This window comes from Paraoerskovia sediminicola (genome assembly GCF_030296575.1).
In the GTDB taxonomy this organism is placed as follows: Bacteria; Actinomycetota; Actinomycetes; order Actinomycetales; family Cellulomonadaceae; genus Paraoerskovia; species Paraoerskovia sediminicola.
In genome coordinates, this window is record NZ_AP027729.1 from 1,057,765 (window position 1) to 1,072,478 (window position 14,714).

Genomic DNA, 14,714 nt, shown 5'->3' on the forward strand with positions numbered 1-14,714 from the left:
CGGTCCACGGCCCGGGACGGTCACGTCTGCTTTGCCACTTCGAGGGGTGGCGACAGGAAACAGTGCACACGTCCGACGCAGCTCGCCACCTGAGCGCCCCCGGAGGAGCCGTGGCGACCGGGCGACCGGGCGGCCGTGCCGGCTACCGACGTGGCGCGTCCGCCCGGTCGGCAGGATCGGCACGGTCGGCACCCGGCAGCGCGGTCCGGGGCATCAGCAGCGCGGCGCCGAGGGTCGCGACCGCGGCCACGGCGACCGCGACGAACACCGTCGAGCCGGCCGCCGTGAGGGCCTCGGCCGAGCGCGGCTCGTCGTACCCCGCGAGCACCGAGTTGGCCAGGGCGCCGAAGACGGCGACGCCCACGGCGCTGCCCATCGACCTCGCGAACATGTTCGTCCCCGTCACCACCCCGCGCTCCTCCCAGGGCACCGACGACTGCGCCGCGATGAGGCTGGGCGTGGCGACGAGCCCCAGACCGAGACCGACCACGAAGACGCTCACCGCGACCCGCGCGACCGAGGGGGTGTCGGCGAACAGCGCTACGAGGCTCGTCCCGGTGATCGCGAGCGCCATGCCGATCAGGACGCAGCTGCGGAACCCGATGCGCAGGTACACCCGCCCCGAGAGCGACGCCGCGAGGGGCCACCCGAGGGTCAGCGAGGCGAGCGCGAGACCCGACACCAGCGGGGACACGCCGAGGGCGCCCTCGAGGTAGGTCGGCACGTACGACGTCAGGCCGATGAGGATCGCTCCGACACCGAACGCGATGAGGGCCGTCGTCAGCAGGAGCCGGCGCGAGAACACCCACAGGCCGAGCACGGGCTCGGCGGCCCGACGCTCCACGAGGACGAACGCCACGAGCAGCAGGGCGCCGGCGCCGAAGGCGCTGACGGACTGCCAGGCGCCCCACGCCCAGGCCTGCCCGCCCTCCAGGACGGCGAGGACGATCAGGGTCAGCGCCACCGTCAGCAGCGCGGCCCCGGCGTAGTCGATGCGGTGTCCCTTGCGGTCGACCTGCTCGTGGAAGTTCCGCACGATCAACCATCCGGCCAGGACGCACATCGGCACGTTGACGAAGAAGATCCAGCGCCAGATGCCGAGCTCGGAGAAGACCCCACCGAGCGTCGGGCCGACGACGGACGAGATCGCCCAGACGCTCGCGAGATACCCCTGCACCCTCGCGCGCTCGGCCACGGTGTAGATGTCACCGGCGATCGTGACCGCGATGGGCTGCACCGCCCCCGCCCCGAGGCCCTGGACCGCGCGGAACGCGATGAGCGCCGGCATCGACCACGCGAACCCGCACAGCAGCGAGCCGAGCAGGAACATGCCGATCCCGAAGAGCACGACCGGCTTGCGGCCGACGGTGTCGGAGAGCTTGGCGTAGATCGGGACGGAGACCGCCTGGGCGAGGAGGTACACCGAGAAGAGCCACGGGAACTGCGCGAACCCGCCGAGGTCGTCGACGATCGACGGCACCGCGGTCGCGAGGATCGTGGCGTCGATCGCGATCAGCCCGGTGGTCACCATGAGGGCGACGAGTACCGGCCCCCGCTCGGACCGGAACCCCACGTCGCTGCCGCTCACACCCACCTCTTCCGTCCGCGGTGCCGGCGGCACCCGAAGCGGCAACCGGCGCGGGGCCCGCCGTGTTCCCGCAGGCCGGAGCGCCGCGTCAGTCCGTGGGCACGGCGATCGCGACGTACTTCGTCTCCAGGTACTCCTCGATGCCCTCGGCGCCGCCCTCGCGGCCGAACCCGCTCGCCTTGACCCCACCGAACGGCGCAGCAGGGTTGGAGACGACACCGGCGTTGAGCCCGACCATCCCGACCTCGAGGCGTTCCGCGACCCGCAGCGCCCGGTCGAGGTCGCGCGTGAACACGTAGGCCGCGAGCCCGTACTCCGTATCGTTCGCGGCCCTGATCGCCTCGTCCTCGTCGTCGAACGTCGCGATCGGGGCCACCGGACCGAAGACCTCCTCGCGCAGGATCCGGGCGTCGCGCGACACACCCTTGATCACGGTGGGCCGGTAGTAGTGGCCGGGACCGTCCACCCGCTCACCCCCGGTGACGACCTCGCCGCCGTGCCGGACGGCGTCCGCCACCAGGTCCTCCACCTTCTCCCTGGTCGCGTCGTCGACGAGCGGGCCGACGTCGGTCCCGTCCGCGGTCCCGTGACCGACGGTCAGGTCGCTCATCCGGTCCGCGAGCCGCGCGGCGAACTCGTCGGCCACCGACGCGTGGACGTGGAACCGGTTGGCGGCCGTGCATGCCTCGCCGACGTTGCGCATCTTGGCGAGCATGGCGCCGTCGACCGCCTTGTCGAGGTCGGCGTCCTCGAAGACGAGGAACGGGGCGTTGCCGCCGAGCTCCATCGAGACGCGCAGGAGGTTCGCCGCCGACTGCTCGACGATCGACCGCCCGATCTCGGTCGACCCGGTGAACGAGACCTTGCGCAGGCGCGGGTCCGCGAGCAGCGCGCCGGTGACGTCCCCCGACGAGCGGGTCGTGACGATGTTGAGCACCCCGTCCGGCAGCCCGGCCTCGGCGAGGATCTCCCCGAGGGCGTACATGCTCAGCGGCGTCGCCGACGCGGGCTTGACCACCATCGTGCAGCCGGCCGCGATGGCGGGCCCGATCTTCCGCGTGCCCATCGCGAGCGGGAAGTTCCACGGCGTCACGAACAGGCAGGGGCCGACGGGCTGCTTCATGGTGAGCAGCCGCGAGCCGCCACCGGGTGCGGCCGAGAAGCGTCCCGAGATCCGCACCGCCTCCTCCGCGAACCAGCGGAAGAACTCGGCGGCGTACGTGATCTCCGCGCGGGACTCGGCGAGCGACTTGCCCATCTCCAAGGTCATGATCGTGGCGAGCTCGTCCTGGCGCTCGACGACGAGGTCGAACGCCCGGCGCAGGATCTCGCCACGCTCCCGGGGCGGGGTCGCGGCCCAGCCGGCCTGCGCGGCGACGGCCGCGTCCAGGGCGGCCACGCCGTCCGCGACGCTCGCGTCGGCCACCTGCGCGAGCTCGTCGCCGTTGCCCGGGTCCTCGACCGCGAACGTCCTGCCCGAGGCCGCGTCCCGCCAGGCGCCACCGACGAGGAGCCGGGTCTGCACGGCAGGGAGGGCGAGCTGGGCGGTGGTGTCGATGTAGGTCATGCGCCCACTGTGATCCGGGGCGCCGACACCCGCCAGCGCGGCACGACGTGAACGCACGTACCGTGCGGCGCTCATCCCGTGCCACGCTAGGCCCATGGACGACGAGGACGCGACCCGGCCACCACGGTTCCCCGGCGGGCTCCCGCGCGTGAACCGGCGCAGCGGCGCCGAGCGGGTCGGGGCGTTCCTCGGGTTCGTCGCGATCCTCACGATCGCGATCTCGACGCTCGGCACCCTGCCGACGTACCAGGCGATCCTCGACCAGGGCTTCGACCTGGTGGTGGCCCTGGGCCTCGCGATGGTCGCGGTCGGGGTCGTCGGCGGGATCGCCCTCACCGCGGTCCGGTGGCGGACCCTCGGCCCGGTCTGGCCCTACCCGTGGGCCGGTGCCGCCCTGGCGTTCGCCGGGATCTGGACGGCGTACCTCGGCGTCGGCTGACCTGTCGCGCTCCACGGACGCCCGCCGTCCCCAGGTCGACGTCGGACGTCGGGAGTAGCGTCGGTCACAGCGGCGCCACGGCAGGCGCCACAGCCGAGGAGAATCTGATGCCTGCACGCGTGAACCCTCCGGTCGGGGCCCCGGTCTGGAACGACCTCGGGACGAACGACATCGAGGCGAGCAAAGCCTTCTACCGGGACCTGTTCGGCTGGGAGTACCTGGACTACGGGGAGGAGTTCGGTCACTACGGCGCGTTCCTCCTCGACGGGAAGGTCGTCGCCGGGGTCGGCCCCAACCCGTCCCCGGAGCTCCCGTCCTGGTGGAGCGTCTACCTCCGCTCCGAGGACGCGCCGGCGACCGTCGAGAAGGCCCTCGCGGCCGGGGGTGAGCTCGCCGTCCCGACCATGGAGATCCCCGGTCAGGGCGTCATGGCGTTCGTCACCGACCCGTCCGGTGCGGCCGTCGGGATCTGGGAACCGCGAGGTCACGACGGGTTCGCCGTCGTGGCGGAGAACGGCGCCCCCGCGTGGCACGAGCTCCTGAGCAAGGACTACCGCGCCGCGGTCCCCTTCTACGAGGACGTGTTCGGCTGGAGCGTCACCGTGCAAGGCGACACCGACGAGTTCCGCTACTGCATCGACGAGGTCGACGGCGAGCAGTACGCGGGCGTCATGGACGCCTCGGGGTTCCTGCCCGCCGAGGTCCCGTCGCACTGGAGCGTGTACATCCTCGTCGAGGACACGGACGCCGCCGCCGCGCGTGCGGTCGAGCTCGGCGGCACGATCGCGATGGCCCCCGAGGACTCGCCCTACGGCCGCATGGCCGTGCTGCTCGACTCGCAGGGCGCGCAGCTCAAGATCATCGACACACCCGACAGCGCGGCCTGAGCCGCGGCTGCTGTCCGGACCACCGCCCGGGCCGCGACCCGCGCCGCCGCTCGCACGGCACACGCTCCGACGACCCCGGCGGGGCGCCCCTGGTCTCCCAGGGACGCCCCGCCGGGGTCACGGGCATGTGGCCCGGTCGTGCGCGCCCGGTCGTGCGCAGGTCGCGTCAGCCGGTGTTCTGCAGGCCGGCCGACACCCCGTTGACGGTGAGCAGCAGCAGGTGCCGCAGCTGGTCCGTCGTCGCCTCGCTGAGCCCCTCGTCGCCACCGTTGCGCAGCGCGGAGAGCGCGCGCACCTGGATCAGCGAGAGCGCGTCGACGTAGGGCGAGCGCAGCTGGACGGCGCGCCCCAGGACCCGCCGGTTCTGCAGCGGCCAGGCGCTGCCGGTGATCTTCAGGACCCACTCGCGCGTCAGGCGGAGCTCGCCGAGGACCATCTCGGCGAGGTCGTCGCGGTCCCCGAGCGCGAGGTAGCGCTGGGCGATGCGGTCGTCGGTCTTCGCGAGCGACATCTCGACGTTGTCGATGAGGGTCGCGAACAGCGGCCACTCGCGGTGCGCGCGGCGCAGCTCCTCCACGTCGCCGAAGTCGCGCAGCGCGGTGCCGAGCCCGTACCAGCCGGCCAGGTTGATCCGGGCCTGCGACCAGGAGAAGACCCACGGGATCGCCCGCAGGTCGTCGAGGAGTTCACGGACAGTCCGCGCTTGGCGGGCCGGGAGCCGATCGGCAGCAGGCCGACCTCCTCGAGCGGCGTGACCTCGGCGAACCACTGCGGGAACCCGTCGGCCTTGACCAGCGCGTGGAAGCGGGTCCGCGAGGTGCGGTCGAGCTCGGCGGCCATCGCCGAGAACCGCTCCGTGGCCTCCGAGTTGCGGGCCTCGACCGAGGGCGCGCCCTGCAGCAGCGTGGCCGCCGCGACCTGTTCGATGTGCCGCTCCGCGATGTCCTTGTCGCCGTAGCGCGCGAGGATCACCTCGCCCTGCTCGGTCAGCTTGAACCGGCCCTCGACCGAACCCTGGGGCTGAGCGAGCACGGCGCGGTTGGCGGGGCCGCCGCCGCGACCGAGCGCACCGCCGCGGCCGTGGAACAGCGTGAGGGCGATCTCGTGACGCGCGGCCCACTCCGCGATGCGGCGCTGGGCGTCGTGCAGCGACAGCGTCGCCGAGACGGGGCCGACGTCCTTGGACGAGTCCGAGTAGCCGAGCATGACCTCCACGCGGCGCCCGTTCTCGGCGAGGCGTGCCTGGACCTCGGGGAGCTCCAGCATGGTCTCGAGGATGTCGACGCTGTTGTTCAGGTCGTCGAAGGTCTCGAACAGCGGCACCGCGTCGATGACGGGGGCGTCCGCCGGGTCCGGGAACGCGTACTTCGCGAGCTTGTAGACGGCCGCCAGGTGCTCGGGCGCCTGGGTGAACGAGACGATGTAGCGGCGCGCGGCACGGATCCCGTAGCGCTGCTGGATCGACCCGATCGCCCGGTAGGTGTCGAGCACCTCGCGGGTCCGGTCCTCGAGCGCGCCGTTGACGCCGTTCGCCTCGAGGTCGGCGAGCGCCGCCTCGTGGACCTGGGAGTGCTGGCGCACCTCGAGCTCGGCGAGGTGGAACCCGAAGGTCTCGACCTGCCAGACGAGCTGCTGGAGGTCGCCGTAGGCGGCACGTGGTGCGCCCGCGGCGACCAGGGAGTCCTGGATGGTGCGCAGGTCGCTCTCGAGCGCTCCCGGCTCCGGGTAGGCGAGGTCGGCGTCGCGCGCCTTCGTGGCGGCGAGCCTGGCGGCGACGAACATGAGCGCCGCGCGGTGCGGCTCACGGGGCGACTCGTCGTCGGCGTAGTTGCTGTCCGCGGGCGAGAGCTGCTTCTGCCGCTGGCGCAGCGCCAACAGCTCGGGCGAGGGCGGGGTGCCGTCGACGTCGAGGGTCAGCTTGCCGGCGACCCGCTCGGCCGAGCGGTGCAGCGCGGCGACGGCGTGCTCGGAGGCCAGCGCGGCGGCGGCCCGCGTGACGTCGGCGGTCACGTTGGGGTTGCCGTCCCGGTCGCCGCCGATCCACGAGCCCAGGCTCACGAACGGCTTGGCCAGGGGCTCCTCACGGCCCGCGCCGTCCTTGAGCAGCCAGTCGTCCAGGCGCCGGTAGACGGTCGGGAAGGTCTCGAACATCGTCGCGTTGAAGACGCTCAGCGCGGAGTTGACCTCGTCGAGCACGTCGGGCTTGGCCGCGCGGATCGGCGAGGTGCGCCACAGCGAGTCGATCTCGGAGAGCAGGGCGCGGTCGTTCTCGGCGAGCGAGGTGCCGCCGAGGTGCAGCGAGTCACGCTCACCGAGGAGCACGGAGATCCGGCGCACGGCACGGGACACGGCACGGCGACGGGCCTCGGTGGGGTGCGCCGTCAGGACCGGGCGGAACTCGAGCGCGCGCACCCGGCGCAGCGCCTCCTCGCGGCCGACCTCGCCGACGAGCTGCTCGAACGCGGCCGGCAGGCTGTCGTCGCTCGCGGGGCGGATCTCGGTGGTCGCCGACTCGCGCTCGCGCAGGACGCGTACGCGGTGGAACTCCTCCGACAGGTTCGCGAGGTGGAAGTAGCAGGTGAAGGCGCGGGCGATCTGCTCGGCGCGCTCGAGCGTGAAGCCGGCGACGAGCTGCTCGGCCTCGGCGAGGACGCCCTCGCCGTGCGTGGTCGCGTCGTACTCGTCGTACGCCTGGATCACGAGCTCGCGCAGACGCTCGACGTCGTCGAGCAGGTCCTGGCCGCCGGCCTCGACGAGGACGGTGCCGAGGAGACCGCCGAGGAGGCGGACGTCGTCGCGCAGCGGGTCCGGGACGTCGTGGCGTGCGAGTCCGCGACCGGCGTCGGGCTGGGTCGAAGATGTGTCAGTCACGGTCAAGAGGGTAACCGCTCAGTGTTACGTCCAGGCAAAGTGTCTACGGGCGGGCTGCGGGCCTCCCGTGGGATGCTCGTCCCATGCGGATCGGAGCCCATGTCGACCAGTCGGACGCCGTCGCCCAGGCGCGGGAGATCGGGGCGGACGTCGCCCAGGTGTTCCTGAGCGACCCCCAGTCGTGGAAGGGCTGCGACGTCACCTATCCCGGCGGCGCCGAGGCCCTGCGCGCGGACGCCGCCGCGGCCGACCTCGAGCTGGTCGTCCACGCGCCGTACGTGATCAACGTGGCGTCGACGAACAACCGGATCCGGATCCCGTCGCGCAAGCTGCTGCAGAAGATCATGGACGGCGCCGCGCAGATCGGCGCCCGGGGCGTCGTCGTCCACGGCGGGCACGTCACGGCGAACGACGACCCCGCGAAGGGGTTCGACAACTGGCGCAAGGCGATCGAGTCCCTGGAGACCGACGTCCCGGTGCTGATCGAGAACACGGCGGGCGGCGAGCACTCGATGGCGCGGCGGCTCGAGCGGATCGAACAGCTCTGGGCGGCGGTCCGGTCGGCCGCGGGCGGCGCGCCGGTGGGCTTCACCCTCGACACCTGCCACGCCCACGCGGGCGGTCTCCAGCTGTCGGACGTCGTCGCTCGCGTCCTGGAGATCACCGGCAGGATCGACCTGGTCCACGCCAACGACAGCATCGGGGACTTCGACTCGGGTCAGGACCGGCACACGAGCTTCGGCGAGGGCACGGTAGACCCCGCGGACCTGGTGGCGGTCGTCCGCGACGCCGGGGCACCGGTCGTCTGCGAGACCCACGGCACCGCACCGCGCGACATCGCGTGGCTCCGGGAGCGCCTGGCGGGCTGATGCCCGCAGGACGGACTACGCGTCGTCGTCCATCTCGTGGAGGCGTCCTGCCGCCGCGATCTCGACGTCCTCGAGGTCCTTGGCGAGCATCTTCGCGGTCGCCCGGGAACCGACCGGCCCGAGGACCTTCTGCGCCAGTCGTGCACCACGGGAGGGCTCGGCCTGCACGGCCGCGAACCTGACGACCACCCGGGTCTTGGGGCCGACCTCCTCGAGCGTGAACGTCGTGCTGTACCCGGTGCTGCCGCTGGTCGCGTCGACGCGGGTGGAGACGCCCGGCGTGACCTCCGCGACCCACATCTCCTCGGTCGCGCTCATCCCGAACATCTTGCGCGTCTCGCGCCAGCGGAGGCCCACCTCGTACGCATTGCCGGCCAGGATCTCGATCTTCTCGATGCTGCGCATGCTCTGCGCGGCGCCCTCGATATCGGTGAGGACGCGCCAGACGGCAGCGACCGGTGCGTCGACGACTCGTGTGACGACGATCTCATTCGTACCCATGCTCGAACCGTATCCCCAGGTGGTGGCCACGGTCACGGCGGCGCACCCGCAGGGGCGCGGCGACGGCTCCCCAGGGGCCGTCCGTCACGCTGCGCGAGGGCCCGTCGTCATGCATATTTGATCGCAGGCTCTCGTACCGGGGAGCACCCGGGAACCGCGCCGACCCACTGCGCGACCCATGGACGACAGGAGGAGGCGCGATGACCGCACAGCTCTCCGAGTCGCCTGTACCCGCAGGCTTCGACGAGGTCGCTCGCTGGGCGCTGCACAGCGTCCACGACCTGCACGCCGTCCGCGCCTCGGTCCGCGAGGCCGTCCGCCGGGAGAACGGCGAGCGACCTGCCGCCGACAGCCGTGGCGCCTCCGCACCGCAGCGCGCCCTGACGGTGCCGGGCTCCGCCGACGCGGTCGCCCTCGTCGCGAGCGAGCTCTGCTCCAACGCGCTCCAGCACGGCGGATCGATCGCGATCGTCCGGCTGTGCCACGGCCCCGAGGGCTACCTGCTCGACGTCGTCGACCGCTCCACCGCGCGACCGCCCGAGGTCGCCGGCCAGCGCGGCCCCGGTGAGGGCGGGTTCGGGCTGCTCGTCGCCTCCCGGCTCAGCGCAGGTCTCGGCTGGACGGTGAACGGCCTGGTCAAGCACGTGTGGGCGATGTTCCCGGCACCGGCCCCCTCGCGCTCGCCGGCTGACGGCAGCACGCCCGGAGCTCTGCTCCGCCACCCTGTTCGGGGGTATACCCCACTGTGCTGAGCGGTCTGCGTCGATAGCGTCGACAGGGTGACGACCACCGAGATGCCCCCCGGTTTCCGGGCGACGAGACCCCGCACGTCAGACCCCCGCGCGCTCACGAGCACGTACACCGAACTGTCGCGCGCGGTCCGCGAGGCCGGTCTGCTGCGCAAGACGTACGGCTACTACGGGGTCATGGCCGCCGTCCTCACCCTCGCCCTGGGCGGGCTGGTCACGGCGTTCGTCCTCCTCGGCGACTCCTGGTGGCAGCTGCTCGTCGCCCTGGGGCTCGGGATCGTGATGACGCAGTTCTCGTTCCTCACGCACGAGGCCGCGCACCGGGTCGTCTTCGAGTCGGGGCCGGTCAACGACCGCGTCGGCCGCCTCCTCGCGAACGGCGTCGTCGGCATCAGCTACTCGTGGTGGATGTCCAAGCACACGCGGCACCACGCCAACCCGAACAAGGTCGGCAAGGACCCGGACATCAACCCGGACTTCATCGTCTTCCGCCGCGAGGACGCGGTCGAGGCCCGGGCGTCCTGGCTCACGCGCGTCCACCGGTACCAGGGCTGGCTGTTCTTCCCGCTCCTCACGCTGGAGGGGCTCAACCTGCACGTCACCGCGTACCGGACCCTGCTCGCGCAGAAGAAGTCACGGGACAAGACGCTCGAGCTGTCGCTGATCACGGTCCGCCTGGTGACCGTGACGGCCCTGGTCTTCTGGGCGCTGCCCGTCGGCCTCGCGCTCGCGTTCTTCGCCGTCTGGGGCGCCGTGTTCGGCGTGTACATGGGCGCCTCCTTCGCGCCGAACCACAAGGGCATGAAGATCCTCGCCGCCGACTCGAAGCTCGACTTCCTGAGCAAGCAGGTCCTCACGTCGCGCAACATCCGCGGTGGCCGCGTGATGAACGTGCTCATGGGTGGCCTGAACTTCCAGATCGAGCACCACCTGTTCCCGAGCATGCCGCGACCGCACCTGATCGCCGCCCAGACGATGGTCAAGGAGCACTGCGAGCGCCTCGACATCCCGTACACGGAGACCGGGCTCATCGAGTCCTACGGGATCGTCGTCCGCTACCTCAACGACGTCGGCCTCGGCGCCCGCGACCCGTTCGACTGCCCGCTGTACCAGCAGCTGCGCGGGCGCTGACGGGCGCTCAGCACCACCGGGCGCGCCACCGGTCCCAGGGCGGCGAGACCGCCCAGTTGATGCGGAGCGTCCGCCAGGCGCGATCGAGCCGCCGGCGTCGCTGACGGCGGCCACGGAGCGAGCGCGCCGACACCCCGACGCGCCACGACCTCACCAGGAGCGTGGTCCGGCCCGGCCCGAGACGGAACGCCAGGTCGAGGTCGTCGTGGACCTCCGGGTCCTCCCGGACCACGTCCGCGCGGACCTCAGCCCAGGTGCTGCTGCGCATCGCCATGCACGAGCCCCAGAGCGCCGTGTGTCCCAGCGCCAGGTGACTCAGCAGGTAGTAGGTCCCGAGGTACGCGACCGAGACGGCGTGGCGCGTCCCTCGCGGGAGGTCCCCGAACAGCCCGGTGCCGGTGAGCGCGTGGACGTCCTCGTCCGCGGCCATCCGCTCGACCATCGTCTGCACCCACCGGGGCCCGGGTCTCGAGTCGGCGTCGAGCCGCGCGATCAGATCCCCCTTCGCGGCGTCGTAGCCTGCGGCGGCCGCCGCCGGGATGCCGATGCGGTCCTCCCGCACCAGGATCGCGCCCCACCGCCACGCGACCTCGTCCGTCGCGTCCGACGACGCGTTGTCGACGACGACGACCTCGAGCGGCGCGACGGACTGGACCGCGAGCAGCGCGAGGCAGCGGTCGAGGTCCTCCGCGTCGTCGCGGACGGGGATGACGACCGACACCGTCGGACGTGGGGCGCCGCTCATCGCCGGCCCTCGCGCGCCTCGCGGGCCTCTGACCTGCGCGCCACCACGAGCAGGAGCACACCCGCCGCGAGCGCACCGACGAGGCCGGAGGCCAGGTCGCTCACGGTGTCGTCGTAGCCCACCCCGATCCGGTCGTCCACGAACGTGTGCCCTGCCCATTCACCGAGCTCCCACAGCACCGCGACGACCGCCCCCAGCCCGACGACCGAGAGCACTGTCGCCGCTCCGGGCCGGCCGTTCGCCCTCGAGCCACCACCCGAGACGATCCCGCGACGCACCAGCACGAGGTGCGCCATCACCGCGATCAGACCCGTGGCCGCCGCGTGGACCACGAGGTCCAGCCACGGCACCGCGCGATACCACTCGAGCCGAGCTGCCCACGCGGCGACCAGCAGGGTGCCGCCGTACGAGACGTCGAGGGCCGCACCCACCCCGATCGCCCGCGGCACCATGACTCCACCGAGCACCAGGAGGAAGAGGGCCACGGCGACGAGGTCCCCCGACACGGCCGCCACAGCGACGCTCACCGCCGCGGCGGCGCGGACGCCGTCGCCCGGCACCACGGCGAGCTGTCGCCCACGGGCACCAGGTCCTCGCCCCGCCTCGGGGACTCCAGCACGCAACGCCATGGGGTTCTGCTCCTCGGGGTGGCCGACCGTGCCACATGCTCACACCGCACACCCGACCTCGCACGAGGCCGAGCGTCCGGCCGGATCACGCCCCGCAGCGTCGCTCGACCCCCGGCAGGTCCTCGGGCCGCAGGACGTCGTCCAGCCGTCGTCCCGCGAGCGCCCGGGTGTACCGGTCCGTGGTGCCGTCCGGGCGCGCCTCCTGGAGCACCCAGTCCCGCACCCCGCACGCCCTCAGCCGCGCGCCGAGCGCGAGGACGTCGTCGCGGGTGTGGACGGTCGGGTCGACCGTCGTCCGCACCTCGTGGGCGATGCCGGCGTGCTGGAGCACGGCGAGCGACTCGAAGGCCCGAGCCCCGGACGGGCCGGCGCCCGTCACCGACGTGTACCGGCCGGCGAGGTGCTTGATGTCGAGCCCGACCCAGTCGACGAACGGCAGCAGACGGGCCAGCCGCGCGGGCCAGGCACCACCGGTGTGCAGACCGACGCTCATCCCCAGGGCCCGGACGTCGTCGATCGCGTCGAGCAGCCCCCGGTGCATCGTCGGCTCCCCGCCCGAGAAGACGACCCCGTCGAGGAGCCCGCGCCGCCTGCGCAGGAGCGCCGCGACGTCCGACCACGCGACGACGCCGGGTGTCCGCGCGTCGATCAGCGCCGGGTTGTGGCAGTAGCCGCACCGCCAGGGGCAGCCTTGGAGGAACACGGTCGCGACGAGGCTGCCCGGCAGGTCGACGGTGGAGAGCGGGGTGAGCCCGGCGATCGGCAGCGGCCGGCGGACGTCGGTCATGTCGGTCAGGCCGCGTCGGGCTCACGGAGGGGCAGCCGTTCGGCGTGCTCGCCCTTCTTGCCGACGTTGAACGACGACACGGGCCGGAAGTACCCCATGACGCGCGTCCACACCTCGCTGTCGGAGCCGCACGTGGGGCACTGCGGGTGCTCGCCGGAGACGTACCCGTGGCGGGGGCAGATCGAGAACGTCGGGGTGATCGTGAGGTACGGGAGGCGGAACCGCTCGAGCGCGCGGCGCACGATCCGCTTGCAGGCCTCGGCGTCCGAGACGCGCTCCCCCATGTACAGGTGGAGCACCGTGCCGCCCGTGTACCTGCACTGGAGCTCGTCCTGGCGCTCGAGCTCCTCGAAGGGGTCGTCCGTGAACCCGACGGGCAGCTGCGAGGAGTTGGTGTAGTAGGGCTGCTCGTCGGTGCCGGCCTGGAGGATCCCGGGGAACCGTGCGCGGTCCTCCTTGGCGAACCGGTAGGTCGTGCCCTCGGCGGGCGTCGCCTCCAGGTTGTACAGGTGACCGGTCGACTCCTGGAGCTCGACCATGCGCGCCCGGACGTGGTCGAGCAGGTCGAGCGCGATGCCGTGACCCTCGGGCGTCGTGATGTCGTGGACGTCGCCCGTGAAGTTCCGGATCATCTCGTTGACCCCGTTGACGCCGATGGTCGAGAAGTGCGCGTCGAGCAAGCCGAGGTAGCGCTTCGTGTAGGGGAAGAGGCCGTCGTCCATGAGCTGTTGGACGACGGCGCGGCGCCTCGTCAGCGTGTCGGCGGCCAGGTCGATCAGGCGGTCGAGCTCGGCGTACATGCCGTCGCGGTCGCCGGCGAACCGGTACCCGAGGCGCGCGCAGTTGACCGTGACGACGCCGATCGATCCGGTCTGCTCGCCGGACCCGAAGAGCCCGTTGCCGCGCTTGAGCAGCTCGCGCAGGTCGAGCTGGAGGCGGCAGCACATGGAGCGGACGTCACCGGGCTCCATGTCGGAGCTCACGAAGTTCTGGAAGTACGGGGTGCCGTACTTCGCGGTCATCTCGAAGAGCGCGTCGGCGAGCGGCGACGTCCAGTCGAAGTCCTCGGTGATGTTGTACGTCGGGATCGGGAACGTGAAGACGCGCCCCAGGGCGTCGCCGGACGTCATGACCTCGATGTAAGCGCGGTCGATCATCTCCATCTCCGTGGCCAGGTCGCCGTACGTGAAGTCGGCGACCTGGCCCGCGACGACCGGGTGCTGGTCGGCCAGGTCGGCCGGGCACACGAGGTCGAAGGTGAGGTTGGTGAACGGGGTCTGGGTGCCCCAGCGCGAGGGGACGTTGAGGTTGTGGACGAACTCCTGGATCGCCTGCCGCACCTCGAAGTAGTCGAGCCGGTCGAGCCGCACGTACGGGGCGAGCAGGGTGTCGAACGAGCTGAACGCCTGCGCGCCGGCCCACTCGTTCTGCAGGGTGCCGAGGAAGTTCACGGCCTGGCCGAGCGACGACGAGAAGTGCTTCGGCGGGGCCGACTCGATGGTGCCCGGGATTCCGCCGAACCCCTCGCTGAGCAGCTGTCGCAGGGACCACCCCGCGCAGTACCCGCTGAGCATGTCGAGGTCGTGGATGTGCAGGTCGGCCTCGCGGTGCGCCGCGCCCGCCTCGGCGCTGAAGACCTCGTCGAGCCAGTAGTTCGCGATCACTTTGCCCGCGACGTTGAGGATCAGCCCGCCCAGCGAGTAGCCCTGGTTCGCGTTGGCGTTGACCCGCCAGTCCGACCGGTCGAGGTACTCCCCGATGGTGCTCGCGACGTCCACGGCTGTGCGCTGCCGGGAGGGCTGCGGGTGGGGAGCGATGGTCACGGGATCCTCCGGCGTCGTTGCGACAGGTCGTGCGGGGACGGCTGCGTGACATCACTATATGACGTTGTAACTGATTCAGTCGTGAACAGTTTCACTTTCACTCATCGACACCCCGCCTCGACCGCACA

At 72.1% G+C, this 14,714-nt stretch carries 12 protein-coding genes and 1 pseudogene; 5 read left to right on the forward strand and 8 right to left on the reverse strand.

Annotation, left to right across the window (positions count from 1 at the left end; translation table 11 throughout):
- Positions 1–142: 142 nt before the first annotated feature.
- Both QUE47_RS05015 and QUE47_RS05020 read right to left on the reverse strand, forming a co-directional pair.
- On the reverse strand, positions 143–1,531 hold the full coding sequence (locus QUE47_RS05015; RefSeq protein ID WP_286219396.1) for an MDR family MFS transporter: 1,389 nt from the start codon (positions 1,529–1,531) through the stop codon (positions 143–145).
- A gap of 145 nt (positions 1,532–1,676) precedes the next feature.
- Positions 1,677–3,155 (reverse strand): NAD-dependent succinate-semialdehyde dehydrogenase, encoded by a 1,479-nt coding sequence (locus QUE47_RS05020; protein WP_286218830.1) that lies wholly within the window; start codon positions 3,153–3,155, stop codon positions 1,677–1,679.
- A 94-nt stretch (positions 3,156–3,249) separates the two neighbouring features.
- On the opposite strand from QUE47_RS05020, the gene QUE47_RS05025 reads away from it, so the two are divergent.
- Entirely contained in the window at positions 3,250–3,594 is a 345-nt protein-coding gene (locus QUE47_RS05025; RefSeq protein WP_286218831.1) for a hypothetical protein, read from the forward strand.
- A 107-nt stretch (positions 3,595–3,701) separates the two neighbouring features.
- Entirely contained in the window at positions 3,702–4,481 is a 780-nt protein-coding gene (locus tag QUE47_RS05030; RefSeq protein ID WP_286218832.1) for a VOC family protein, read from the forward strand.
- Positions 4,482–4,647: 166 nt separating this feature from the next.
- Here QUE47_RS05030 and QUE47_RS05035 read toward each other — a convergent pair.
- Positions 4,648–7,352 (reverse strand): annotated as a pseudogene (locus QUE47_RS05035) (phosphoenolpyruvate carboxylase).
- 83 nt (positions 7,353–7,435) lie between these two features.
- Between QUE47_RS05035 and QUE47_RS05040 the strand changes: the two are divergent.
- Positions 7,436–8,221 (forward strand): deoxyribonuclease IV, encoded by a 786-nt coding sequence (locus QUE47_RS05040; protein ID WP_286218833.1) that lies wholly within the window; start codon positions 7,436–7,438, stop codon positions 8,219–8,221.
- Positions 8,222–8,236: 15 nt separating this feature from the next.
- Here QUE47_RS05040 and QUE47_RS05045 read toward each other — a convergent pair whose 3' ends face one another.
- A complete protein-coding gene (locus QUE47_RS05045; RefSeq protein WP_286218834.1) occupies positions 8,237–8,722 on the reverse strand; it encodes an SRPBCC family protein in 486 nt (161 codons plus the stop codon).
- Between the two features lie 200 nt (positions 8,723–8,922).
- Between QUE47_RS05045 and QUE47_RS05050 the strand changes: the two genes are divergently transcribed.
- Positions 8,923–9,474 (forward strand): ATP-binding protein, encoded by a 552-nt coding sequence (locus tag QUE47_RS05050; RefSeq protein ID WP_286218835.1) that lies wholly within the window; start codon positions 8,923–8,925, stop codon positions 9,472–9,474.
- Positions 9,475–9,501: 27 nt separating this feature from the next.
- Complete coding sequence (locus QUE47_RS05055; protein ID WP_434019730.1) at positions 9,502–10,602, forward strand: fatty acid desaturase family protein; 1,101 nt, start codon at positions 9,502–9,504, stop codon at positions 10,600–10,602.
- A 7-nt stretch (positions 10,603–10,609) separates the two neighbouring features.
- On the opposite strand, the gene QUE47_RS05060 is transcribed toward QUE47_RS05055, so the two are convergent.
- The 4 genes from QUE47_RS05060 to QUE47_RS05075 form a co-directional block, all read right to left on the reverse strand.
- Positions 10,610–11,347, reverse strand: a complete 738-nt coding sequence (locus QUE47_RS05060) for a glycosyltransferase family A protein (protein ID WP_286218836.1) — start codon at positions 11,345–11,347, stop codon at positions 10,610–10,612.
- Positions 11,344–11,976 carry a DUF2238 domain-containing protein gene (locus QUE47_RS05065; protein WP_286218837.1) on the reverse strand — a complete coding sequence of 211 codons (633 nt, stop codon included), beginning with the start codon at positions 11,974–11,976 and terminating at the stop codon, positions 11,344–11,346. The genes QUE47_RS05060 and QUE47_RS05065 overlap by 4 nt, the downstream gene beginning before the upstream one ends.
- An 85-nt stretch (positions 11,977–12,061) precedes the next feature.
- Complete coding sequence (locus tag QUE47_RS05070) at positions 12,062–12,763, reverse strand: anaerobic ribonucleoside-triphosphate reductase activating protein (RefSeq protein WP_286218838.1); 702 nt, start codon at positions 12,761–12,763, stop codon at positions 12,062–12,064.
- Between the two features lie 5 nt (positions 12,764–12,768).
- Positions 12,769–14,586, reverse strand: a complete 1,818-nt coding sequence (locus QUE47_RS05075; RefSeq protein ID WP_286218839.1) for a ribonucleoside triphosphate reductase — start codon at positions 14,584–14,586, stop codon at positions 12,769–12,771.
- Positions 14,587–14,714: the final 128 nt, after the last annotated feature.